General features: G+C 70.4%; 24 protein-coding genes and 2 pseudogenes. 4 read left to right on the top strand and 22 right to left on the bottom strand.

What is annotated here, in order from left to right; translation table 11 throughout:
* The first annotated feature begins 12 nt into the window (after positions 1-12).
* Both F4X11_09535 and rpsT read left to right on the top strand, forming a co-directional pair.
* Positions 13-477, top strand: a pseudogene (locus tag F4X11_09535) (DUF411 domain-containing protein).
* Between the two features lie 127 nt (positions 478-604).
* On the top strand, positions 605-904 hold the full coding sequence (rpsT, locus tag F4X11_09530; GenBank protein ID MYN65253.1) for a 30S ribosomal protein S20: 300 nt from the start codon (positions 605-607) through the stop codon (positions 902-904).
* A gap of 9 nt (positions 905-913) precedes the next feature.
* Here the strand turns inward: rpsT and holA are convergent, their stop codons facing one another.
* From holA to F4X11_09515, 3 genes are read right to left on the bottom strand one after another with little or no spacing between them, the layout of a single operon-like run.
* The gene (gene holA, locus F4X11_09525; GenBank protein MYN65252.1) at positions 914-1876 is read right to left on the bottom strand and encodes a DNA polymerase III subunit delta; all 963 of its coding nucleotides are present in this window, start codon (positions 1874-1876) and stop codon (positions 914-916) included.
* 6 nt (positions 1877-1882) lie between these two features.
* On the bottom strand, positions 1883-2494 hold the full coding sequence (locus tag F4X11_09520; GenBank protein ID MYN65251.1) for a hypothetical protein: 612 nt from the start codon (positions 2492-2494) through the stop codon (positions 1883-1885).
* Between the two features lie 14 nt (positions 2495-2508).
* Positions 2509-5229 (bottom strand): leucine--tRNA ligase, encoded by a 2721-nt coding sequence (locus F4X11_09515; protein MYN65250.1) that lies wholly within the window; start codon positions 5227-5229, stop codon positions 2509-2511.
* Between the two features lie 59 nt (positions 5230-5288).
* Between F4X11_09515 and F4X11_09510 the strand changes: the two genes are divergently transcribed.
* On the top strand, positions 5289-5711 hold the full coding sequence (locus tag F4X11_09510) for a putative toxin-antitoxin system toxin component, PIN family (GenBank protein MYN65249.1): 423 nt from the start codon (positions 5289-5291) through the stop codon (positions 5709-5711).
* Positions 5708-5959: a toxin-antitoxin system HicB family antitoxin gene (locus tag F4X11_09505; GenBank protein ID MYN65248.1), complete on the top strand. Its 252-nt coding sequence runs from the start codon at positions 5708-5710 to the stop codon at positions 5957-5959. Before F4X11_09510 ends, F4X11_09505 begins: the two co-directional genes overlap by 4 nt.
* A 14-nt stretch (positions 5960-5973) precedes the next feature.
* Here the strand turns inward: F4X11_09505 and F4X11_09500 are convergent, their stop codons facing one another.
* The 19 genes and pseudogenes from F4X11_09500 to F4X11_09410 all read right to left on the bottom strand — a co-directional run bounded on the left by F4X11_09500 (position 5974) and on the right by F4X11_09410 (position 22275).
* Entirely contained in the window at positions 5974-7011 is a 1038-nt protein-coding gene (locus F4X11_09500; GenBank protein ID MYN65247.1) for a histone deacetylase, read from the bottom strand.
* A 112-nt stretch (positions 7012-7123) separates the two neighbouring features.
* Positions 7124-7834 (bottom strand): lysophospholipid acyltransferase family protein, encoded by a 711-nt coding sequence (locus F4X11_09495; protein ID MYN65246.1) that lies wholly within the window; start codon positions 7832-7834, stop codon positions 7124-7126.
* Entirely contained in the window at positions 7831-9489 is a 1659-nt protein-coding gene (locus F4X11_09490) for an electron transfer flavoprotein-ubiquinone oxidoreductase (protein ID MYN65245.1), read from the bottom strand. Before F4X11_09490 ends, F4X11_09495 begins: the two co-directional genes overlap by 4 nt.
* Position 9490: 1 nt before the next feature.
* Positions 9491-10456, bottom strand: a pseudogene (locus F4X11_09485) (electron transfer flavoprotein subunit alpha/FixB family protein).
* Positions 10450-11217 carry an electron transfer flavoprotein subunit beta/FixA family protein gene (locus F4X11_09480; GenBank protein MYN65244.1) on the bottom strand — a complete coding sequence of 256 codons (768 nt, stop codon included), beginning with the start codon at positions 11215-11217 and terminating at the stop codon, positions 10450-10452. The pseudogene F4X11_09485 and the gene F4X11_09480 overlap by 7 nt, the downstream one beginning before the upstream one ends.
* A gap of 153 nt (positions 11218-11370) precedes the next feature.
* The gene (gene fabF / locus F4X11_09475) at positions 11371-12618 is read right to left on the bottom strand and encodes a beta-ketoacyl-ACP synthase II (GenBank protein MYN65243.1); all 1248 of its coding nucleotides are present in this window, start codon (positions 12616-12618) and stop codon (positions 11371-11373) included.
* Between the two features lie 34 nt (positions 12619-12652).
* Positions 12653-12895: an acyl carrier protein gene (gene acpP / locus F4X11_09470; protein MYN65242.1), complete on the bottom strand. Its 243-nt coding sequence runs from the start codon at positions 12893-12895 to the stop codon at positions 12653-12655.
* A 120-nt stretch (positions 12896-13015) separates the two neighbouring features.
* Complete coding sequence (fabG, locus tag F4X11_09465; GenBank protein MYN65241.1) at positions 13016-13756, bottom strand: 3-oxoacyl-[acyl-carrier-protein] reductase; 741 nt, start codon at positions 13754-13756, stop codon at positions 13016-13018.
* Between the two features lie 3 nt (positions 13757-13759).
* Positions 13760-14695, bottom strand: coding sequence for an ACP S-malonyltransferase (fabD, locus tag F4X11_09460; protein MYN65240.1), 936 nt, complete (start codon positions 14693-14695; stop codon positions 13760-13762).
* Positions 14692-15705 carry a phosphate acyltransferase PlsX gene (plsX, locus tag F4X11_09455; GenBank protein ID MYN65239.1) on the bottom strand — a complete coding sequence of 338 codons (1014 nt, stop codon included), beginning with the start codon at positions 15703-15705 and terminating at the stop codon, positions 14692-14694. The genes fabD and plsX overlap by 4 nt, the downstream gene beginning before the upstream one ends.
* Positions 15706-15762: 57 nt before the next feature.
* The gene (locus F4X11_09450; GenBank protein ID MYN65238.1) at positions 15763-15945 is read right to left on the bottom strand and encodes a 50S ribosomal protein L32; all 183 of its coding nucleotides are present in this window, start codon (positions 15943-15945) and stop codon (positions 15763-15765) included.
* A gap of 6 nt (positions 15946-15951) precedes the next feature.
* Complete coding sequence (locus F4X11_09445) at positions 15952-16503, bottom strand: DUF177 domain-containing protein (GenBank protein ID MYN65237.1); 552 nt, start codon at positions 16501-16503, stop codon at positions 15952-15954.
* Between the two features lie 40 nt (positions 16504-16543).
* Positions 16544-17641, bottom strand: coding sequence for a deoxyguanosinetriphosphate triphosphohydrolase (locus F4X11_09440; GenBank protein MYN65236.1), 1098 nt, complete (start codon positions 17639-17641; stop codon positions 16544-16546).
* On the bottom strand, positions 17641-17892 hold the full coding sequence (gene hfq, locus F4X11_09435; GenBank protein MYN65235.1) for an RNA chaperone Hfq: 252 nt from the start codon (positions 17890-17892) through the stop codon (positions 17641-17643). The genes F4X11_09440 and hfq overlap by 1 nt, the downstream gene beginning before the upstream one ends.
* On the bottom strand, positions 17876-19240 hold the full coding sequence (gene miaA / locus F4X11_09430) for a tRNA (adenosine(37)-N6)-dimethylallyltransferase MiaA (GenBank protein ID MYN65234.1): 1365 nt from the start codon (positions 19238-19240) through the stop codon (positions 17876-17878). Before miaA ends, hfq begins: the two co-directional genes overlap by 17 nt.
* On the bottom strand, positions 18961-20064 hold the full coding sequence (locus F4X11_09425) for an energy transducer TonB (GenBank protein ID MYN65233.1): 1104 nt from the start codon (positions 20062-20064) through the stop codon (positions 18961-18963). The genes miaA and F4X11_09425 overlap by 280 nt, the downstream gene beginning before the upstream one ends.
* Before the next feature lie 15 nt (positions 20065-20079).
* Positions 20080-20832, bottom strand: coding sequence for a bifunctional demethylmenaquinone methyltransferase/2-methoxy-6-polyprenyl-1,4-benzoquinol methylase UbiE (ubiE, locus tag F4X11_09420; GenBank protein MYN65232.1), 753 nt, complete (start codon positions 20830-20832; stop codon positions 20080-20082).
* On the bottom strand, positions 20820-21431 hold the full coding sequence (locus F4X11_09415) for a UbiX family flavin prenyltransferase (GenBank protein MYN65231.1): 612 nt from the start codon (positions 21429-21431) through the stop codon (positions 20820-20822). Before F4X11_09415 ends, ubiE begins: the two co-directional genes overlap by 13 nt.
* A complete protein-coding gene (locus F4X11_09410; protein MYN65230.1) occupies positions 21421-22275 on the bottom strand; it encodes a 4-hydroxybenzoate octaprenyltransferase in 855 nt (284 codons plus the stop codon). The genes F4X11_09415 and F4X11_09410 overlap by 11 nt, the downstream gene beginning before the upstream one ends.
* Positions 22276-22283 lie beyond the last annotated feature (8 nt).

Below are 22283 nucleotides of genomic sequence, written 5' to 3'. Positions count from 1 at the left end.
AGGAGCATGTCCATGCGAAATCTCGTACTGGCGCTCGGTCTGCTGCTGGCAGCCGGCCTGATGGTGTCGTCGGGCGTTGCACACGGCCAGCAGCATGCGGAGACAATCAAGGTCTTCCAGTCCCCCACCTGAGGCTGCTGCGTCAAGTGGGTGGTTCACCTGCAGGAACACGGCTTCGACGTAGAGATGACGGACGTCCCCAACGTAGTGCCGCTCAAGCGGCGCGCAGGCGTTCCCCCGGCGCTGTCGTCGTGTCACACCGCCATCGTCGGCGACTACGTGATCGAGGGCCACGTGCCGGCCGCGGACATCGCGCGCCTGCTCATCGAGCGTCCGCGCGTTGCCGGACTCGCGGTGCCGGGAATGCCCATCGGGTCTCCGGGCATGGAAGTGCCGGGCCGGCCGATACAGCGCTACGACGTCATCGCATTCGAGAGAAACGGCAACGCGGAGGTCTACTCGTCGCACGGCAGGTAGCGGACGGCGCCGGTTTGCCGTCCTTGCGCGGCGGCCGCGCCCCGGGAAGAATGCAGTCCCCGCGGGATGCATCGTCGCTCGCATGCGGCGGTGCCTTTCACCGCGGACTGCCGGGATTGGGAGTTTCATGGCGAACCACAAGTCTGCGATCAAGGCCCACGAGCAGAGTCTCCAGCGCCGGGACAGAAACAACCGCATGAAGAGCCGGGTACGCCGCGCGATCCGTGCGGCGCGCAGCGCCATCGGCGCAGTCGACGGCGGGAACGAGGACCAGGCGTCGAGCGCGCGCGAGTCGATCCGCGCGACGTCGGCCCTGATCGACAAGCTCGCGGGCAAGGGCGTCATCCACCGCAACGCGGCGGCGCGGCACAAGTCGCGGCTCGAGAAGCGGATGCGGAAGGCGTCGGCGCCGGCCCCGGAAGGCTAGGCGGCTAGGCTAAGACCGGAAGCGGCGGCTCGCACCCCGTGCCGTCGCGGTTCCACACAGATCCACCACCAGGCGCTCCAGCAGAACGCGCGGATCCCCGCCGGACTGTTTCAAGGCGAGGTCCGTACGGAAGACCGCTTCTATCGCGGGCGCGACCCGGGCCCCGGCAAGCTTGGCCCGGGCAACCCACGCGAGCTGGCCCAGGACCATGTAGGGCACGGCCCCGGCGTCGAGGGTCAGCCCCAGCTCCCGGAGCGCACGGTCGGTCGCGCCCTGCTCGATGGCGCGGGCCACTGCCCAGTCGTCGGCTGCGCCGGGTGTGACCGGGCCCAGCAACTCACGTACGTGGGCCGAGGTTATCGCGTCGCCCGCATCCGCGAACAGCAGCAGCCGGTCCACCGCGTTCCGCAAGCGCACGGCGTCGCGGCCGACGAGGTCGCTCAGCAAACGGATTGCCGGGGCCTCGGCCCGCCGGCCCGCCTCTTCCACGCGCTCCCGTATCCAGTCGCGAACCCCGGCCGCGTCCTCCGGAACGCCGCAGCGGACGACGGTGGCCCGCTCTCGAAGCTGCTTCGCGATCCGCCGCCGCGTGTCCAGCCCGTCCGCCGCCAGCACGAGCGTCGTCTCGGCCGGCGGCGCCTGCAGGTAGCCTTCCAGAGCCGCCAGGGCGCGACGTGAGGCCTCGCTCTCCTTCGGTGGCTGCAGCATCCGCTCGGCCCGCACCGCGATGACGATCCGGCGCGGGGCCATCACCGGCAGAATTCCCGCCGCGGCGAGCACGTCGTCCAGGCCGGCGTCGCCGCCGTGGAAGCGGTCGAGATTGAAGGCGCGCACGCCCTCGTCGATGGTATCGGCCAGCGCCGCGATCAACGCCGCCTTCTCGCGCTCGTCGTCGCCGACCAGGAGATAGACGGGATCCGGCTCGGCGGACGCGATCCGGGCCCGCAGCGCCGCCGGCGTCAGTACGCCCACGCGCCCTCAGAAGGCCTCGAGAATGGAGCTGACCACCGTGGTCGCGAAGTCCACGGCGAGCCGCTCGACGGTGTTCGCCTCCTGCCCGAAGAAGGTCGATACGCTGGCGATGTCGCCCGTTCCCGAGGCCACCTCGTACTCGTCGCTGAACACCATCTGGGCATCGTCCCAGACGACCTCGCCGGTCGTCAGATCGCGAAACTCGATGGCGGCCTGCAGCGTGAAGACGTAGCGGGAGGCCTGCTGGTCCGCGCTGAAGCTGGCCGGCGCGATACGGATGTCGGTGATGGTCCCGGTCAAGGTCGCGTCGGCGCCCGCTTCCGCCGTCTGAACCCGGTACGAGCCCCGGCTGATGAATGCGGTACGCACCTCCTGCGTGAGAAGCTGCTCCACGTCGAAGACGGGGGTGTTGTTCTCGAACATCGGGATGGCGACGGTCTCGATGTAATCCGGCAGGAACGATCCCTGCCCGGCCAGCGAGTAGCCGCACCCTGAGAGGGCGCCACAGGCAAGGACGGCAAGCAGAGCGCAAACCGCCGGCGCGCGGCGCAGGCGCCCCGGCATCCGCGCGTCCATGCCCGCTCCGCGGGCGTTGTTCCTCGGTGGGATTCGTTGCATCGGGTGCACTCCTCTCACGATTTCGCGACGATGCTGACGAGCCGGCCCGGCACGACGACGATCCGGGCGACGGTCTTCCCCGCGGTGTGCGCCCGCACCTGCGGCTGGTCCAGCGCGAGCCGGCGCAGCTCGTCCTCGCCGCTGTCGACGGAGACCGTCAACCGGGCGCGCACCTTCCCGTTCACCTGCACGGGCAGGACCAGCGTGTCGGCCCGCGCCACGTCGGCGTCGAAGACCGGCCACCCCGCCGCCTCGACGCCCTCGCCATGGCCCATGGCCTCCCACAGCTCCTCGGACAGGTGCGGAGTGAACGGCGAGAGCATCAGCACCAGCGCCTCGAGCGCCTCGCGTACGACCGCCAGCGAAGCCGGCCCGGCCCCCGACGCCGGCGCGGAAGGATCGCCCGCGAACGGGCCGATGTGCGCCCGCTCGCAGTAGGCGTACAGGTCGTTCACCAGCTCCATCAGCGCCGACACGGCGGTGTTCAGGTGCACCCGCGGATCGAGGTCCTCGGAAACGCGCCGGATGGTGTCGTGCGTCTTGCGCCGGAGTGCGCGCTCGGCGTCGCCGAGCTCCAGCCCCTCTACGGAAGGAACGCCGCCCGCGGCGCAGATTTCCGCGAACGGGGTCACGAGCCGCCAGACGCGGGCCAGGAAGCGGGCGCTGCCGTCGAGCCCGGCGTCGGTCCACTCGATCTCCTTCTCCGGCGGGGCGACGAACATCTCGTAGAGCCGCAGCGCGTCCGCGCCGCAGGTGGCGGTCATCTGGTCCGGATCGACCACGTTGCCCTTCGACTTCGACATCACCGCGCCGTCGCGCAGGACCATCCCCTGCGTCAGCAGCCGCGTGAACGGCTCGTCGTGCTCCACCAGCCCGAGGTCGCGCAGCACCTTGCAAAAGAAGCGGGAGTAGATGAGGTGCAGGATCGCGTGCTCCACCCCGCCGCTGTAGAAATCGATCGGCGCCCAGTAGCGGACCGTCCCGGGGTCGAACGGCGCCGTGTCGCCGCGCGGGTCGCAGTAGCGATAGAAGTACCACGACGAGTCGACGAACGTGTCCATCGTGTCGGTCTCGCGGCGCGCGGGGCCGTCGCAGTCCGGGCACTCCACGTCGACGAACTCCGGCACCTGCGCCAGCGGCGAGTCGCCGCGGCCGGTGAACTCCTCCACCCGCGGCAGCTCCACCGGGAGCTGGTCCTCGGGCACCGGACGGGTTCCGCAAGTGTCGCAGTAGACGATGGGTATGGGCGTGCCCCAGTAGCGCTGGCGGGAGATGCCCCAGTCCTTCAGCCGGTACTGCACCCGGCCCTTCCCGATCCCGCGCTCCTCGGCCGCCGCCGTCATGACCGCCCGCGCGCGATCGCTCTCCAGGCCGGAGAACTCCCCCGAGTCGACCAGGACGCCGGGATCCGCGAACGCCGTGTCCAAACCGTCGTCCAGGGGCGCCTCTCCCGCCGGCTGGATGACCACCCGCACGGGAAGCCCGTACTTGCGGGCGAACTCCAGGTCGCGCTGATCGTGGGCCGGAACCGCCATGATCGCCCCGGTGCCGTACTCGGCCAGGACGAAGTTGGCCACCCAGATCGGCACGGTCTCGCCGGTGAAGGGATTGACCGCCCGGCGTCCGGTGTCCACGCCTTCCTTGTCGATCTGCCCGGTCAGCCGCGCCGTTCGGTCCAGGGCGCGAAAGCGACCCACCCGAGCCCGGAACGCCGACGCGTCGGACCGCCCGGCCGCAATCCGCTCGACGAGCGGATGCTCCGGCGCGAGCAGGACGAACGTGGCCCCGTGGATGGTGTCGATGCGCGTGGTGAAGACCTCGATGCCGTCCTCCGCCGGTTCACCCCCGCCGTCGGTACCGGCCGGGCCGGAGGAGCCGGCCGCGCCAACCGACGCGCCGCCTTCGCCGGCCAGGGCGAAGCGGACGAGCGCGCCGTGCGAGCGGCCGATCCAGTTCCGCTGCATCGTCAGCACCTTGTCCGGCCACTGGTCGAGCTTCTCCGTTCCGTCGAGCAACTCGTCGGCGTACTGCGTGATGCGCAGGAACCACTGCTTCAGGTTGCGCGTCTCCACCGCCGTTCCGCAACGCCAGCAGCCGCCGTCCACGACCTGCTCGTTGGCGAGCACCGTCCGGCAGTCGGAGCACCAGTTGACGGCGGACTGCCGGCGGTAGGCGAGCCCCCGCTCGTACATCTTCAGGAACAGCCACTGGTTCCAGCGGTAGTACTCCGGGTCGCAGGTAGCTATCTCCCGCTCCCAGGCGTAGCTGATCCCCAGCCGTTGCAACTGGTCCTTCATGTGCGCGATGTTCGCGCGCGTCCAGGTCTCCGGATGCGTGCGGTTCTTGATCGCGGCGTTCTCGGCCGGCATGCCGAAGGCGTCCCAGCCGAACGGATGGAGCACGTTGTAGCCGCGCATGCGCTTCATGCGCGCCACCACGTCGCCGATCATGTAGTTGCGCACGTGGCCGACGTGGGCGTGGCCGGACGGATAGGCGAACATCACGAGGCAGTAGAACTTCGGCCGCTCCGGATCCACTGCCACCTCGAACGCGCGGCGCTCCCGCCAGCGGCGCTGCCACTTCTTCTCTATCGCCTGGGGGTCGTAGTCGCGCACAAGGAGAATTGTACAGTCGCCGGCGACGGCGCGACCGCCAGTTCGCACATGCGGGCCGACGCCTCCAGTCGAGTGATGCCGCCCCCAGGCAGTTGTCGCCCTATCCCTCGTCGCCGCCATCGCTCGTGGGACGAGCCTCCGCTTCCGGGCGCGTTCGCTACGTCGTGATATCGTATGTGATGAGATTGGTGCTGGACACCAATGTCGTCGTCGCCGGCCTGCGGAGTCCGACCGGTGCGTCGGCAGAGTTGCTCGACCGAGCCTTGACCGGTGCATTCACGCTGCTGGTCTCCGTGGCGCTGGCGCTGGAATACGAAGCGGTCTGCGGCGACGCGGACCAGCGCATCGCGTCGGGCCTGAGCGAGACCGATGTCGAGACCATCGTCACCGCGCTGTGCGCGGTCGCCGAACCAGTTGCAACCCGGTTCCTGTGGCGCCCGCAGCTACGCGACCCGGCCGACGAGATGGTCCTGGAAGCCGCCATCAACGGCGCGGCCGACGCCCTGGTCACCTTCAACCGGCGGGACTTCGGCCAGGCCCCGGCCCGCTTCGGCATATCAGTGCTGTCACCCCAGGAGGCATTGAGGAACCTCCCGTCATGAAGAAACTGCTCAGCACCTATCCGTTGCGGCTGCCTGCGTCGCTGAAGGCGGCCATTGTAGAGATCAGCAAGGCGGACGGCACGAGCATCAATCAGTTCGTGACGACGGCAGTGGCGGAGAAGATCTCCGCGATGAAGACCGCCGAGTTCTTCTCCGGTTGCGCGGCGCGGGCCGACATCGAGGCGGCGCGCCGGCTGTTGCGGAGGGAAGGTGGACAGCCTCCGGAGCCCGAAGACCGTTTGCCCTGACCGCGGGGAGAGTTTCACCCGACGCCCGGCCAGTACGGCGACTGGGCCCGCAGCACGGACTCGAGGGCCGCGGCGGCGATGGTTGTCGACCCGGCCACCGGAGCGACCGACGCCGGCGGCTCCGCCGCACAGACCTCCAGCGTGCTGTCGAGACACTCCTCCAGCGCCTGGAGGTCGTAACCGCCCTCGGTTGTTACGGCAAGCCGGCCCGCGCAGCGGTCGGCCGCAAACGCCCACAGGCGGCGCGTCAGGGTTGCGTAGCCGCCCGTCGACAGTTGCATCCCGCCGAGCGGATCGGCCGCGTGCGCGTCGAAGCCGGCCGACAACACGACCGCGTCCGGCTCGTACGCACTCAGAATCGGCATCACGACCTCGCGGAACACACGGTCGAGATCCGCGTCCCCGGCGCCGGCCGCGAGCGGCACGTTGACCGTCGTCCCCGCCCCGTCGCCCCGACCGACATCGTCGGCCGCCCCCGTGCCGGGATAGAAGGGATACTGGTGCGTGGAGACGTACATTACCCGCGGATCGTCGTAGAAGATCCACTGGATGCCGTTGCCGTGATGGACGTCGTAGTCGACCACCGCGATGCGCTCCATGCCGCGCGCCAGAGCGTGCGCGGCCGCGACGGCGGCATTGTTGTAGAGGCAGAATCCCATCGCGCGCGCGCGCTCGGCGTGATGGCCGGGCGGGCGCACGAAGGCCAATCCCGGCGCGCCGTGGTCGAGGGCGTGATCGACGGCGGCCACCGTGGCGCCCGCCGCGAGGCGCGCCACCGCCACGGAGTCCGTCGACGTCCAGGTGTCGGGATCGAGCTGGGCTCGCCGTCCCGCCGTCGCCGCAATGGCTTCCAGGTAGCGGCCGTCGTGGACTCGCGCGAGCGCCTCGTCCGTGGCCGGCGCAGGCTGCGCGGTGCGGCCTCCGCCCGTCGTCCAGCGCGCGGCCACGCGCGCCATGACCTCGGCCCGCTCCGGGCGCTCCGGGTGCCCGCTGGGCGGACGGTGATCGACGAACCGGGGTGAAGAGATGAGCAAGACGTCCGCCTTCGCCATCACTGGCTCTCCTTTCGGCTGGCCCGGAGGTCGTCGCCGAACGCGACCGGCTGCGGTCGAGCCGCGGCGTCCCAACCCTGCTCAGTCGAGCCTGGCCGGAGTCTACGCCGTTCTACGGCGCAGACTCCTGGCGTTCGTCCGCACCGGCCAGGATCGCGCGGGCGCGCCCTGCCAGGTCGTGCAGCGAACGCGCCAGCTCCTCCCGCTTGCGCTCGATCAGATCGGCATCGGCCCCGCGCGGCACCTCGATCGGCTCGCCTACCACCATGGCCGCGCGGGCGAACGGCTTCGGCACCTGGGTCCCGTCCCAGCTCCGCGCGGTCCAGTAGCGATCCGCCTCGCTGTGAAACGGCAGCACCGGGTTGCCGGTGAGGCTGGCCAGCCAGACCGCGCCCGGCTGCACCGAGCGGGCCGGGCCGCGCGGACCGTCGACCGCGAACCCGGTCGGCGCGCCCTCCACCGCCAGCCGCCGCATCCGGACCAGCGCACGCGCGCCGCCGCGCGAGGTGGACCCGCGCGCCGTGCGGTAGCCGAACTTCTCTATCAGCCGCCCGATCCACTCGCCGTCGAAGTTCTCGCTGATCATGACGACGATGCCGCGGCGGCGAAAGAACCAGGTGGCGTGCACGATGCGGCCGTGCCAGAAGGCCATGACCGGCTGCCGGCCCGCCGCCTGAATCGCATCGTAGTGCTGCAACCCCTCGGCCGTCCACCGGATCGTCCGGCAGAGGGCGGCGACGACCGGCAGTCCCACCGTGGCGATCGCCTCGGCCGAAGCGATCTGGCGGGCGGACAGGCGCCGGCGCGGGGCGTCGCGGCTCACATGCCTTCGTAGGACGGACCGCCGCCGCCTTCGGGCGGCACCCAGTCGATGATCTGGTAGGGGTCCATGATGTCGCACGTCTTGCAGTGGACGCAGTTCGACGCGTTGACCTGCAGCCGCTTGCCCGCGCCGGCCCCCGCGTCGACGATCTCGTACACGTTGGCGGGACAGAAACGCGTGCAGGGATTGGCGTACTCCTCGATGCAGCGCGTGCGGCAGATGTCGGTGTCCGCCACGAGCAGGTGCGACGGCTGATCCTCGTCGTGGCGCGTGCCCGAGTAGTGGACGTTGGTCAACCGGTCGAACGTCAGCGCGCGGTCGATCGGCACGCTCGGAGACTCGGGCGGCGGACCGCCGCCGAAGTACTGCTTCAGGGTCCGGGTCCGCTCGTGGCCCGCGTGGGACGGCATGGGATCCCTGATCCACCACCCGCCGGTCACGAGCGACATGCCGGAATAGATGAGGCCGGCCAGCAGTCCGCCGGCGAAGCTCTGGTGCACGTTCCGCACCGGGTAGAGCTCGCGGCGAATCGGTCCCTCCTCGACGAGACGGGCGTACTCGGACAGCCGCGCGCCCGAGACGTCGCCCTCGCGCACGGCGCGGAACGCCACGTCGGCCGCGTGCATGCCGCTCCGCATCGCGAGATGGATGCCCTTGAGCCGCATCGAGTTCAGGAATCCCGCCGCGTCGCCCACGATCAGCGCGCCGTCGGCGTGGCAGCGCGGCAGGGCATGCCAGCCGCCTTCCGGGAGCGCCTTGGCGCCGTAGCGCACCATCTGGCCGCCGCCCAGCAGGCTCGAGACGAGCGGGTGGCGCTTGAAGCGCTGGAACGCCACGTGCGGGTCGAAGAGCGGATCCCGGTAGTCGAGCCCCGCCACGAAGCCGACACAGAGGCGTCCGGCCGGCAACGCGTAGATGAAACCGCCCCCGAACTCCTCGTGGCGGAGCGGATGGCCCATGGTGTGGATGACCGAGCCGGCCGGCAGCCGGTCCGGGTCCACGTCCCACAGCTCCTTGATCCCGATGGCGTAGCTCTGCGGCGAGCGGCCGGCATCGAGCCCGAAGCGGCGAACCAGGGTCTTGGTGAGGTTGCCCCGCACCCCGTCGGCCAGCACCGTGACCCTGGCGCGGATGTCGACGCCCGGCTCGAACGTGCCCTTGCGCTCGCCGTGCCGGTCGAGGCCGCGGTCGCCGGTGCGCACGCCGACGACCCGATCTCCCTCGTAGAGCAGCTCCGTCCCCGGAAACCCGGTGAAAACGTCGACGCCCGCCGCCTCGACCTGCTCCGCGAGCCACTTCGCAAGGCGGTTGAGAGAGACCACGTAGTGTCCGTGGTTGCGCAGCGGCGGCGGGGTGACGGGGAACGGCAGCGCCCGGCGCGCGGTCAGGAAGTAGATGCGGTCGTCGCGAACGGGAACGTCGAGGGGCGCGCCACGGCTCTTCCAGTCCGGCATCAGGTCCGTGAGGGCCGACGGATCGAGCACCGCCCCCGAGAGCATGTGGGCGCCGGCCGCGCGGGCCTTCTCGAGAACGGCCACCATCAGCGGCTCGCCGCCCTGCTCCTCGTTCAGCCGCGCCAGGCGGTACGCCGCGGCAAGTCCGGCCGGCCCGCCCCCGACGACGAGCACGTCGACGTCGAGCGTCTCGCGCTCCACGTCAGTCTCCGTCGAGGGCCGCCACGATCGCCGGCACGACCTCGAACAGATCGCCGACGATGCCGTAGTCGGCCACCTCGAAGATGGGAGCGTCGGCGTCCTTGTTGACGGCGACGATGGTGCGGGCGCCCTTCATGCCGACCAGGTGCTGGATGGCGCCGGAGATGCCGACCGCCAGATACAGCTTCGGTGCGACGGTCTGGCCCGAGCTGCCGATCTGCCGGTCCATGGGCAACCAGCCGGAGTCGCAGATCGGCCGCGACGCGGCCAGCTCCGCATCGAGCGCCCTTGCCAGATCCTGTGCGAGCGGCAGGTGCTCCTGGCCCTTGATGCCGCGCCCGACGGCGACGATGCGCTCGGCCTGGGTCAAGTCGACGGCCTGCTTCGCCTCCTGGAAGGGGGCTTCGGGCCGCTGGCGAATCGCCCCCGCGTCGAGCTGCACGGCAACGTCGCGCACCGTCGCGGACGCCGCCCCGCGCACGCAGGCGTCGGCACGGTACGCGCCGATCTGGAAGCTCGCAAAGTGCGGAGCGGGTCCCTCCGGCAGCACGTCGGCCACGAACTTGCCCTGGAACATCGGCCGGACGAACACCCGTTGCCCGTCGCGGTCCTTCGAGCCGATGCAGTCGGGAATCAGCACCCTCCCGAGCCGGGCCGCCAGAGCCGGCGCGTGGTCGCGCGTCTGATACGTGTGCGGGAACAGCACCCGCTCCGGCCCCGTCGTCCCCACCACCTGCGCGAGAGCGGCGACGAAGCCGTCGGGCGTGTACGGCTCGAGCGCCTCGTGCGCCACCGCCAGCACCTCGGCCACGTTCGCCGCGGCCAGCTCCGCGGCCAGATCCTGCACGCGGGCCCCGACCACCGCCACCGCGACCGGCGCGTTCATCTGCTGCGCGGCCGCCAGCGTCTCCCACGTGGCCGGGTTGAGCACGCCGCCGCGCTGTTCCGCGATGACCAGAGTCACAACACCCTCGCTTCTTCTCGCAGCAGCCGCACCAGCTCGCGCGCCGCTTCCGGCGCCGATCCGTCGATGAACTGCGTGGCGCTCGTCTTCTCCGGCACGTACAGTTCCAGAATCCGCTGCCCCTGCGCCGCGACGCCGTCGAGCTGCACCGTGCGAATCTCCTTCCGCTTCGCCGCCATGATGCCCCGGAGCGTGGCGTAGCGGAGCTGGTTGATGCCGCTCTGGATGGTGAGCAGGGCCGGCAGCGGCATGGCCACCCACTGGAACCAGCCGCTCTCCAGCTCGCGCTTGACCCGCAGGCCGGCTCCGTCCGCGGCGACGTCCACCTCCATGATGATGGTGGCGTGCGGCAGGCCGAGGCGCTCCGCCAGGACGACTCCGGTCTGTCCGAAACCCTGGTCGTCGGACTGCAGCCCGGTCAGCACCAGGTCGAACGACTCGCCCTGCATCGCGGCCGCCAGCGCCGCCGCCACCGCGTCGGCCCCCGCCGTGGACAGCGCGTCGCTCTCGACGTGGATGGCCCGATCGGCGCCGCGCGCGAGCGCCTCGCGAATGACCTGGCTGATCCGGGCCGGACCCGCCGAGCAGACGACCACCTCGCCGCCGTGCCGCTCCTTCAGGCGCAGGGCCTCCTCGAGCGCGTAGGCATCGGGCTCGTTCATCTCGAAGCTGGCGTCGTCGTCACGGACCCACGTTGCGGATTCCGCCGGACGCAACGGCCAGTCGCGGGTCACGACCTGCTTGATGCAAACGGCTGTCTTCATCGTGCGTTCTTCGCTCCTCGGCGAGCCCCCGCCGGCGCCGCCGGAACCCGATCACCCGGCGCAGCCCGAAAATCGCTGCCGAACGCGCCCGCAAGGTCGCGCTGCGGCCTCAGCTTCCCGCCCGGCCAGGCCTCGCTGCCAGTCTGCGCCGTTCTACGCCCCGGACGGGTAGCGCTTGAACAGAAGGCTGGCGTTGGTGCCGCCGAACCCGAAGGAATTCGACAGCGCATAGTCGATGGGCAGCGCGCGCTGCGCGTTGGGCACGTAGTCGAGGTCGCAGTCGGGATCGGGATTGTCCAGATTGATCGTCGGCGGCACGATCTGGTGGCGCACCGCGAGCGCGGTGATGCCGGCCTCGAGTCCGCCTGCCGCGCCGAGCAGGTGTCCGGTCATCGACTTGGTCGACGAAATCGCCAACGACGACGCGTGATCGCCGAAGCAGGTCTTGATGGCCAGGGTCTCGATGCGGTCGTTGTGCGGAGTAGAAGTGCCGTGTGCGTTGACGTAATTCACGGCCGAGGGCTCGATCCCCGCCGATCGGACGGCATTCTGCATAACCCGCACGGCGCCCGCGCCGTCCTCGCAGGGAGCGGTCATGTGATGCGCGTCGGCCGACATTCCGTAACCGACCAGCTCGCAGTAGATCCGGGACCCGCGCGCCCGGGCGCGATCGAGGTCCTCGAGAATGACGACGCCGGCCCCCTCGCCCATGATGAAGCCGTCCCGGTCCCGGTCGAACGGACGGCAGGCGCGCTGCGGCTCGTCGTTGCGCGTCGACAGGGCCCGCATGGCCGCGAAACCGCCCACTCCCATCGGCGTTATGGCGGCCTCGGATCCGCCCGCCACCATGACCTGCGCGTCGCCCCGCCGGATGATCTCGAAAGCGTCACCGATCGCGTGCGCGGATGCGGAGCATGCCGTGCACGTCGCCGAGTTCGGCCCTTTTGCGCCGAATCGGATGGAGACCTGCCCCGCCGCGAGATTGATGATCGCCGAGGGGATGAAGAAGGGCGAAATCTTGCGCGGGCCGCCGTTGAGCAGGGCCTTGTGCTCCCGCTCGATGGTGCTGAAGCCGCCGATCCCGGAGGCGATGAAGACACCCACCTCCGTGCCCAGTCCCTCGTTCGTCGGCAGCCCGGCGTCGCGGAGCGCGAATTCCGACGCCGCGATTGCGTACTGGATGAAGACGTCCATCTTCCGGACGTCCTTCTTCGACAGAAACTGCAGCGGGTCGAAGTCGGGCACCTCACCGGCGATCCGCGAGGCGTAGCTGGACGCGTCGAACGCAGTGATGGTCCGGATGCCGCTCCGGCCGGCCAGCAACGCTTCCCAGTTGGCCTCGGTCCCGATTCCGAGCGAGGACACGAGGCCGACCCCGGTAACTGCAACGCGCCTTGGCAACGGATGCTCCTGGTGGGATCGAGCCAACGGGACGCTAGCCGGCGTCGCCGGCGTGAGACTCGATGTAGTCGACCGCTTCCTTCACGCGCGTGATCTTCTCCGCATCCCCGTCGGGAATCTCCAGTCCGAACTCCTCCTCGAACGCCATGACCAGCTCGACCGTGTCGAGAGAATCGGCCCCCAGATCGTCGACGAACGACGCATCCGACGTGACCTCTTCCTCGTCGACGCCCAGCTGCTCCACGATGATGCTCTTGACCTTGTCAACCACCGCCATTAACCAGCCTCCTAGCCCGTCAATCGTCGCCGAACGCGACCGCCGAGGTCGCGCTGCGGCCTCCGCTTGCCGCCCAACCAACCCTCACCAGGAGTCTGCACCGCTGTCACGGCGCAGCCCCTAGAGGTGCATCCCACCATTGACGCTCACGACCTGCCCTGTAATATACGATGCTTCGTCCGACGCGAGAAAGCAGACCGCCGCCGCGACGTCGTCCGGCGTTCCGAGCCTGCTCATCGGGATGCGGCCGCGCAGCGCGTCGACGGCGCCCTCGTCGAGCGACGCCGTCATGTCGGTCTCGATCATGCCGGGCGCGACGACGTTGGCCGTGATCCCGCGCGAGGCGACCTCCAGAGCCAGCGACCGGGTGAATCCTTCCAGACCCGCCTTCGACGCCGCGTAGTTGGCCTGGCCCGGGTTGCCCGTCCGCCCCACGACGGAGCCGATGTTGACGATCCGCCCGGACCGCTGCTTCACCATCGGACGCAGCACCGCCCGGCAGCACGAGAAGGCGGCGGTCAGGTTGGTGGCGATCACCGCCTCCCAATCCTCCGGCTTCATCCGCAAGAGCAACTGATCGCGCACGATTCCGGCGTTGTTCACCAGCACGTCGATGCGCTCGAAGTGCTCCAGGGCGGCCTGTGCGATGCCGGCCGCCGACGCCGGCGCGGTCACGTCGAGTTGCACGGCCAGCGCCGTCCCGCCCGCATTCTCGATCTCGTCGACCACCGCCTGCGCGTGATCGGCCCGCGCGCCCGCCACTACCCGTGCGCCGGCCGACGCAAGCCGGAGCGCGATCGCCCTGCCGATGCCTCGCGACGCGCCGGTCACGATCGCCACCCGCCCGCTCAGGTCATACATGCGTCATCCCTGCGCCCGCAACGTCGTCTCCGCCGATTCCAGGCTCGACGGGTCGTGGACGCAGGTCGCACTGACCGATCGGTCGATCTTCCTGATGAGTCCGCTCAACACGCCGCCCGGCCCGACTTCAATGAACGTGGTCACACCGTCGGCGACCAATCGTCGAACGACGTCCTCCCACCGCACGGGCGCGCTCACCTGGCGGATGAGGGCCTCGACCGCCTCGCGACCCGTCCGTTTGGGCTCGGCGTCCACGTTGGCCACGACCGGCGCCGCGGGATCGGCGACCACGAGGGCGCGCAGCTCGGGCGCCAGCCGTTCCTCGGCCGGCTTCATCAGCGCGCAATGAAACGGGGCGCTCACCGGCAGCGGCATTACGCGCCGCGCGCCGAGCGCCCTGGCGCGCAGCCCCGCCCGCTCGACCGCCGCCGCATGGCCGGCAATCGCCACCTGCCCGGGGGCGTTCAGGTTCGCCGCGCTGACGACCTGCCCGTCGGCGACCTCGGCGCACGCCTGCGAGACCCGCTCGGCCGGCAGGCCCAGCACGGCGGCCATGGCGCCCTCTCCGACCGGCACCGCCTCCTGCATGTAGGTGCCGCGGCGGCGCACGGTACGCAACGCGTCGGCAAGCCCGAGAGTACCCGCGGCCACGTGGGCCGAATACTCGCCGAGGCTGTGTCCGGCCAGGAACGCCGGCGCATGACCGCGCGAACGCAACAGCCGATCCACGGCCACGCTCGCGGCCAGGACGGCAGGCTGGGTATTGCGGGTCAGCGCGAGCTGCTCCTCCGGGCCGTCGAAGCAGAGGCGGCTGATCGGGTCGCCGAGCGCTTCGTCCGCCTCTTCGAACGCCTGCCTGCAAACGGGGAACGTCTCGCACAGCGCCCGGCCCATGCCGACACGCTGCGAACCCTGGCCCGGAAACACGAATGCGATCATTGGGCCCGCTCCAGCAGGGGCGCCTCCGGTGCGAGGCGCGCGGCGATCGTATCGACGAACTCCGCGCGCGCGAAACGGTAGGTGAGCGCCAGGGCGTTGCGGACTGCCTTGACGGACGAACGCCCGTGGCCGACCATCGTGAGACCGGCCACGCCCAGCAGCGGCGCGCCGCCGTACTCGGAGTAGTCGACGCGCCGGCGGAACCGGCGAAACGCGCGCTGCGACAGCAGAAACCCCAACTGCGTGGTGAACGTCCGGCCCAGCTCCTCCCGCAACAACTCCTCGACCACCTCGACCAGCCCCTCGCTCACCTTCAGCGCGACGTTCCCGGTGAACCCGTCGCACACGATCACGTCCGCTACTCCGGAGTACACGTCGCGCGCCTCTATGTTGCCGATGAAGCACAACGGCCCGCCGCTGAGCAGCCGATGCGCATCCCGCGTCAGGTCGTTGCCCTTCGTCGACTCCTCCCCTATCGAAAGCAGCCCCACCCGCGGCGTCTCTATCGCCAGCATCGTCCTGGCATACACCGTTCCCATCGCTGCGAACTGCACGAGATGGCGCGGCCGGCAGTCGACCGTGGCCCCTACGTCGAGCAAGACCGCGTCGCGTCGCAGCGTCGGGATCCGGGTCGCCAGCGCCGGCCGATCCACGCCCGGCAGCATGCCGAACGAAGCGTGCGCCGCGACGAGCGTCGCCCCCGTGTTGCCGGCGCTGAAGAACGCGGCGGCATCGCCGCGAGCCACCGTCTCCGCCGCGACCCGCACCGACGACCGCGGCTTGCGCCGCAGGGCCGCCGGCCCCTCGTCCATCCCGATCACGTCGGGCGCGGGCTCGACGCGCAGATCCACCCCCTCGGCCTCGGGATGACGCAACAGCTCGCTGTCGATCGCCTGCCTCGGGCCGACCAGCGTCAACCCGAATCCGAGGGAGCGTGCGGCCACGAGTGCGCCGGCGACCACGTTTCGCGGCGCGTGATCGCCACCGCCCGCGTCAACGGCAATGCGCATGGTGATAGGTCACGTCGCGACCCCGGTGAACGCCGGCACGCCACCCACCGGTACTGGCTAGGCTTCCTTGATCGCCTTGACCTGGCGTCCCTTGTAGTAGCCGCAGTGCGGGCAGACCCGATGCGGCACCTGAGGCTCGTGACACTGCGGGCACGTGCTCAAGACGACGGGTTCGAGAGCATCGTGTGCACGTCGCTTGGCCGTGCGGGCCTTCGAATGCCGCCGCTTTGGATTCGCCATGTCTGTTCAACCCTTTCGCTGCGGCCCCGGCCCGGCGGGGGTGCGCACGAGCGACCGCAGGGCGGCGAAGCGCGGATCGTGCCACGCGGTGTCGCAGCCGCAGGTCTCGTCATTCCGATTGGCGCCGCAGACCGGGCACAAGCCGCGGCACGCGTCGTCGCACAGCGGCTTCATCGGGGCCGCCAGATGCAACTGCTCCCGCACGAGGCCGCCGAGATCGATCTCGTCGTCGCGATAGAAGGCGATCGACAGATCGTCGTCGGAGATCTCGTGCTCGCCTTCGCCCGTATTGACCTGTTGCGGCAGATAGCGCACGTCGATGTCCAACTCCGTCGCCACGTCGAACGGCTCCAGGCATCGGCAGCAGTCGCGCCGCACCGTGGTGACGAGCCGCCCCCGCAGACTGAACTTGTCGCCGTCCTTCCGGACGTTCAACCTCAGCTCGACCGGCGACGCGACCGCGAACGCCTCTTCCGGACCGAACGCCGAGGCGGGAAAGCTGCGATCGACCCGGTGCGCGGGACCGCGAACTTCACGCAGGTCCAAGCGCATGGACACCACCCCGGCTGCTCCTTCCGTCTTCCGACCGAACCACGCACTATATCACATCGGCTCTACCCGGCTCGGCGTCGACCCCGCCCCGACTCCAGGGCCGCGGCACGAAGATCTGCTCGAACAGCCCGATCGCAAAGCGATCCGTCATCCCCGCGAGGAAGTCCTTCGCCGCGACGTCCAGACCGTCGCGCTCCACCGTCCGGGCATCGAGGAAGCGCGCCGGCCTCTCCCGCACCTTCTCCCACAAGCCTTCGAGAATCCCGCACGCCTTGGCGAACTCGGCGACCGCTGCGTCGTTCTCGTATACCTCGGCGTGCAGGAACGCCCGCAGGTCGAGCGTCGCCTGCAGCACCTCGGCGCTCATCGCCACTTCCGGCTCGCCCTCCCGCGCGAGGGTCTCGCGCACGACGTCCGCCACGAGGCAGCCGATCCGCTCGGAGGACGTCGCGCCGAGCGCGGCGATCGGTGCGGCCGGCAGGGCCTCGACCCGCAGTATGCCGGCCCGCACCGCGTCGTCGATGTCGTGGTTGACGTAGGCGATCAGGTCCGCCACCCGGGCGACCTGCCCCTCCAGGGTCGCGGCGCGCAGGGCAGGCTCGACGCCGACCGGAGCTCCATGCCTGCCCTTGGAATGCCTGCTGATCCCGTCGCGCACCTCCCAGGTCAGATTGAGCCCCGCGCCGTTCTGCTCGAGGACGTCGACGACGCGCAGGCTCTGCTCGTAGTGGTTGAAGCCGCCCGGAAACAGGCGGGTCAGAACGCGCTCGCCGGCGTGCCCGAACGGCGCGTGCCCGAGGTCGTGGCCCAGCGCAATGGCCTCGGTCAGCTCCTCGTTGAGCCGCAGCACCTTGGCGATGGTCCGGGCGATTTGCGACACCTCGAGGGTGTGCGTCAGGCGGGTCCGGTAGTGATCGCCGGTCGGCGCCAGGAACACCTGCGTCTTGTGCTTGAGACGACGGAACGCCTTGGAGTGGACGATCCGGTCGCGGTCCCGCTGGAACACCGGCCGGATCGGATCATCCGGCTCGGGCCGCAGGCGGCCGCGGCTGCGACTGCTGAGTGCGGCGGCAGGCCCCAACGTGGCTCGCTCGCGCGCTTCGAGCTGCCGGCGAAGCGAGTCGTCGGAACCGGGCTCCGCCATCAGCCCCCCGCGGCGGGGTCCGGACCGGCGCTGGCGCGAGGCCGGATGGTCGCCACCGCGTGCTTGAAGAGCAGCACGTCCGATTCATCGTGCTCCACGAGCAGCGCGTAGCGATCGAAGCTCTTGATGCGGCCGCACACCTCGGTGCCGTCCATCAGGCGCACCGTCACGCGCAACCGTTCGCGCCGAGCGCCGTTCAGAAAGACGTCCTGCAGGTTCGATGCGGACTGACGATCAGCGGGGGTCGACATGATTCGCAGTAGAGGGCGCGAAGCGTGTGGAATACGCGCCGAGCGCCGTCAGGACCTCGGCCAGTGCGCCGGGATGCTCACCGGGCCGTTGAATCCAGCGTAGGTTAGGTTCTTTTCGGAACCAGATCAACTGGCGCCGCGCGTAGCGGCGGTTCTCCTGCACTATCAGCGCACGCGTGGCCGGCTCGTCGCGCACACCCTGCAGGTGTTCCAGAACCTGCCGGTACACGAGGCCGCCGAAGGGATGCGCATCCTCGGGCACGCCGGCCGCGAGCGCCCGGCGGACCTCGTCCAGAACGCCGCGCTCGAACTGACGCTCGACCCGCCGTGCGACGCGCCGGGCGATCTCCTCGGCCGGCAGGCGCAGGGCGAACGGCAGCACGTCGTAGTCCTCCAGCGCGGAGCGGGTCTCGGCGAAGTGAGCGGTCAGGGTGCGTCCCGTGAGCAGGTAGACCTCGAGCGCCCGCACGAGCCGCTTCTCGTCGTGCGGCTGCACGCGCAGCGCCGAGTCGGGATCGACGCGCGCCACCCAACGATGCAGCGACTCGACGCCGCGCCGTGCGGCGACGCGTCCGAGCCGCGCACGCAGCCGGTCGTCGCGTGCCGGCGCGGGACACAGGCCGCGCGTCAGCGCGCGATAGTAGAGGCCGGTGCCCCCCGCGAGCACCGGGACGCGGCCCGCGGCGGTCACCCGGCGCACGGCGTCGGCCGCCTCACGGGCGTAGCGCGCCGCCGAATACCTCGCCGTCGGCTCGGCGACGTCGATGAGGTGGTGCGGCACCCCGCAGCGCGCCGCCGGCGACGGCTTGTCGGTCCCGATGTCGAAGCCGCGGTACAGGGCCGTCGAGTCGCAACTGACGACCTCGCCGCCGATCCGCAACGCGAGCTCGACGGCGAGCGTGCTCTTGCCGGTCGCCGTCGGTCCCACGACGGCCACGAGGCAGGGCCGCGCCGGCGCGCTCACGACCACCGCATCAGGACCCAGACGATCAATCCGACGAGGAACAGAACCCAACCGATCTGCTGCAGGCGCGAGGGCATGTTCGTACGCTCCGCGGCGTGTTGGTCTCAGGCGGGCGGAGACTCGTTGAAGTAGAACGTGACGGTGAAGAAGCAGGTGTCGTCCGGATAGTCGTCCGGCAACGGATAGGTCGGGTTGGACGTGGAGATGGCGTTGAACGCCGAGTTGGTGAAAGCCCTGACCCGGGACGGCTTCATGACGCTCAGGTCCGTGATCGACCCGTCGCGATGCACGTTGAACGTGAGCACCACGTTGCCGTGCATCGACATGATGGCGTACGGCATGAACCAGTTGCGGTACACCTGCGCCACGAACCGGCGGATCCACGGGCCGAAGTCGGCCCCCTTGGAGTCGAACTGGATGAACGGCGCCTGCCGATCCACGCGCCCGCGCTGGTTGTTGAAGGTCTGACGCCGGGCATAGCGGTCGAGATTGCGCATGGCGCGCCCGAGCAGGCCGTCCGCCGGCCGATCCGCGTCCGCATCGAAGTCGTCCGGATCCGGCTCGCCGCCGCCGGGCAGGCTCAGGGCGCCGTCGGCGAGCAACTGCTCCACCAGATCGTCCGGCAGGCGGCCGTCGTCCTCCCCCAGCGCGTCGGCGGCCCGCGATGCATCCGCCGTCTCCGCGTCGGGCACGTCGCCGCTCGCGTCCTCGAATCGGGATTCGGCCGCCGACTCCTCCCGGTTCGCCGCCTCCGCGGCGTCGACCGCGCGATCCGGCTCGAGGGCATCGGAGGGATCCTCGCTCTCCACGAACCGCATCGAGTTGCCGTCGGCGTTCGGCAGATTGTTGAGGGGGTCGTCCGCGGCCGTCGGCGACTGCGCGATGCGATCCCGGTCCGACAACGGCGCGTTGGGATTCGGGGCCTGGTCGGCCTCGAAGTCGACGAGCGGCTCGATGTAGACGAACGTGCGGTTCTCGTCCGCGGCCAGCGCGAGCTGCTGCTGCTGCTCCTGAAGCTCCTGCAGCTCCGCAAGCCGGGCCAACCGGAGCGCCTCGGCCTCCTGCACGAACGGAAGCTGCGGCACGAACAGCACCAGCAGCACGACCAGTGCGTGGGCGAGGACCGACAGCAGGACCTGCTCGCGCCACGACATCGCCGCTTCGATCGTGGGCGTGTCGAAGTAACGGTCCTCGAAGTCGAAGATCATGAAGCGCCCAGTCGATTATAGTCCGCGACTACCCTCGCGCGCTTCCGCCGCCGGCGCGCGGGTCGCAGCGTACAGATAAACGACGCCCAGCAGCATCCGGACCGCCGTCGTATCGACGAAGCCCGCGTCGTCGAGCAACCGGCGAAACTCGGCCCCGCTCGGGAACGCGCCGACGGACGCCGGCAGATACGCGTAGGCGCTGTCGTGCCGCGAGACGAAGCGCCCGACCCACGGCAGCACGCGGCGAAAGTACCAACGGTAGAGCGAGGAAAGTCCGGGCAGGGTGGGCATCCCGAACTCCAGGATGGCGATGCGGCCGCCGGGCCGGACCACGCGATGCAGCTCCGCCAGCGTTCGGCGGGGGTCCTCCACGTTGCGAATGCCGAACGCAATCGCGGCCGCATCGACCGAGGCCGCCGGAAGCGGCACGCACATCGCATCGCCCCGCACCAGTCCGATCCGGCCGCCCATGCCCAGTGCGTCGAGCTTGCGGGCGGCGTGCTCCAGCATGCGGCCCGCGAAGTCGATGCCCACGACGCGCGACGCGCCCTTGCGCGGGCGGCGCAGCGCGATGGCAAGGTCCGCGGTACCGGTGCACAGATCCAGAACCGTCTCTTCGCCGGTCAGACGCAACGCGCCGACGGCGCGCGCCCGCCACCGCCGGTCGAGACCACCGCTCAGCAGGTGGTTCAGCAGGTCGTAGCGCCCCGCGATGGCGTCGAACATCGCCGCGATGCGATCCGGCGTCTTGTCGATCACCCGGTCCATGCCGGAAAGAGGTCCTGATCGAAACCGAGGCACGAGACGATCTTCCCGGCGATGAAGTCGGCGAGGTCGTCGAGCGTGTCCGGGCGCTGGTAGAAGGCGGGCATCGCCGGCAGCATGTGCGCGCCCGCCTCGGCGCAGAGCACCATGTTGCGGAGTTGCGGCAGGCTCATCGGCGTCTCGCGCGGCACGATTACGAGGGGGCGCCGCTCCTTCAACGCAACGTCCGCCGCCCGCTCGATCAGGTTGCGGGACAATCCGTGCGCCACGCCCGCCAGCGTCTTCATCGAGCAGGGCACGATGACCATCGCTTCGCAGGGCGAGGTGCCGCTGGCGATCGCCGCCCCGACGTCCCGGTTGCGGTGGACGGCCAGCGCGTCGGACGCGAAAGCCACCCCGTAACGCGCGGTCAGATAGGAGCCGAGTCGATCCACCGCGGCGTCCGGCCCCAGCTCGTCCGCCAGCAGGCGCCGCCCGAAATCCGACACCACGAGATCCACCCGCACGTTCGCGGCCAGCAACGCCGCCAGCGTGCGAACCGCGTAGAGGGCGCCGCTCGCACCCGTGATCCCGACCGCCACACGCGACGGTTTATCCGACATGGATGGCGGCGGCGGTGGCGGCCAGATAGAGGATGCCGACGTACCCGTTCAGATCGAAAGCCTGCTTCACGCGCGACAGATCGGCGGCACTGACGAGCGACTGTTCGTACGCCAGCAGCAGGGCCACCCCGGCTACCCCGGCCAGATAGACGGGGCCCAACGGCGCCAGCCAGGCCAGCGCGGCCAGTCCGGCGACGGTCACGACGTGCGAGAGGCGCGAGAAGCGCAGCGCCCGCTCCACCCCGAACCGGGCCGGAATGGACCGGAGGCCGTGGCGGCGATCGAAACCGACGTCCTCGCACGCGTAGATCATGTCGAAGCCCGCGACCCAGGCCCCGGTGGCCACCGCCAGCAACCACGGCGTCCAGCTCCAGCCGCCGCCCGCCGCCAGCCACCCGCCGACCGGGGCGACGGCGAGCGCCAGTCCCAGAAAGAGCTGCGTCCAGGTGGTGTGGCGCTTGGCCAGCGAGTACCAGAACACGATGGCGAGCGCCACCGGGGACAGCGCGAAACAGACCGCGCCCAGCGGATACGTGACCGCCACGAACGCCGTCGCGGCCACGACGACGATGGCTGCCGCCTCCCGGCGGGAAACCCGACCGCGCGGAATCTCGCGCTCGCGCGTGCGCGGATTCAGCGCGTCGTAGTGCGCGTCGACGAGGCGGTTGAAGGCCATCGCCGCCGTCCGCGCGGTGAACATCGCCAGCACGATCCAGCCGGCCCGACGCCAGGTCAGGTCGGTCTCCAGGCCGGCGAGCATCGCGCCGGTCAACGCGAACGGCAGAGCGAACACGGTGTGGCTGAACCGAATGAACGACGCGTAGGTCCGCAGTCGAGACAGCATGCCTGCTC

The sequence above is a fragment of the Acidobacteriota bacterium genome (assembly GCA_009861545.1).
Lineage (GTDB): Bacteria > Acidobacteriota > Vicinamibacteria > Vicinamibacterales > UBA8438 > WTFV01.
Note: the sequence above shows the minus strand (reverse complement) of the source record. Positions and strands in the feature narration are given on the sequence as shown.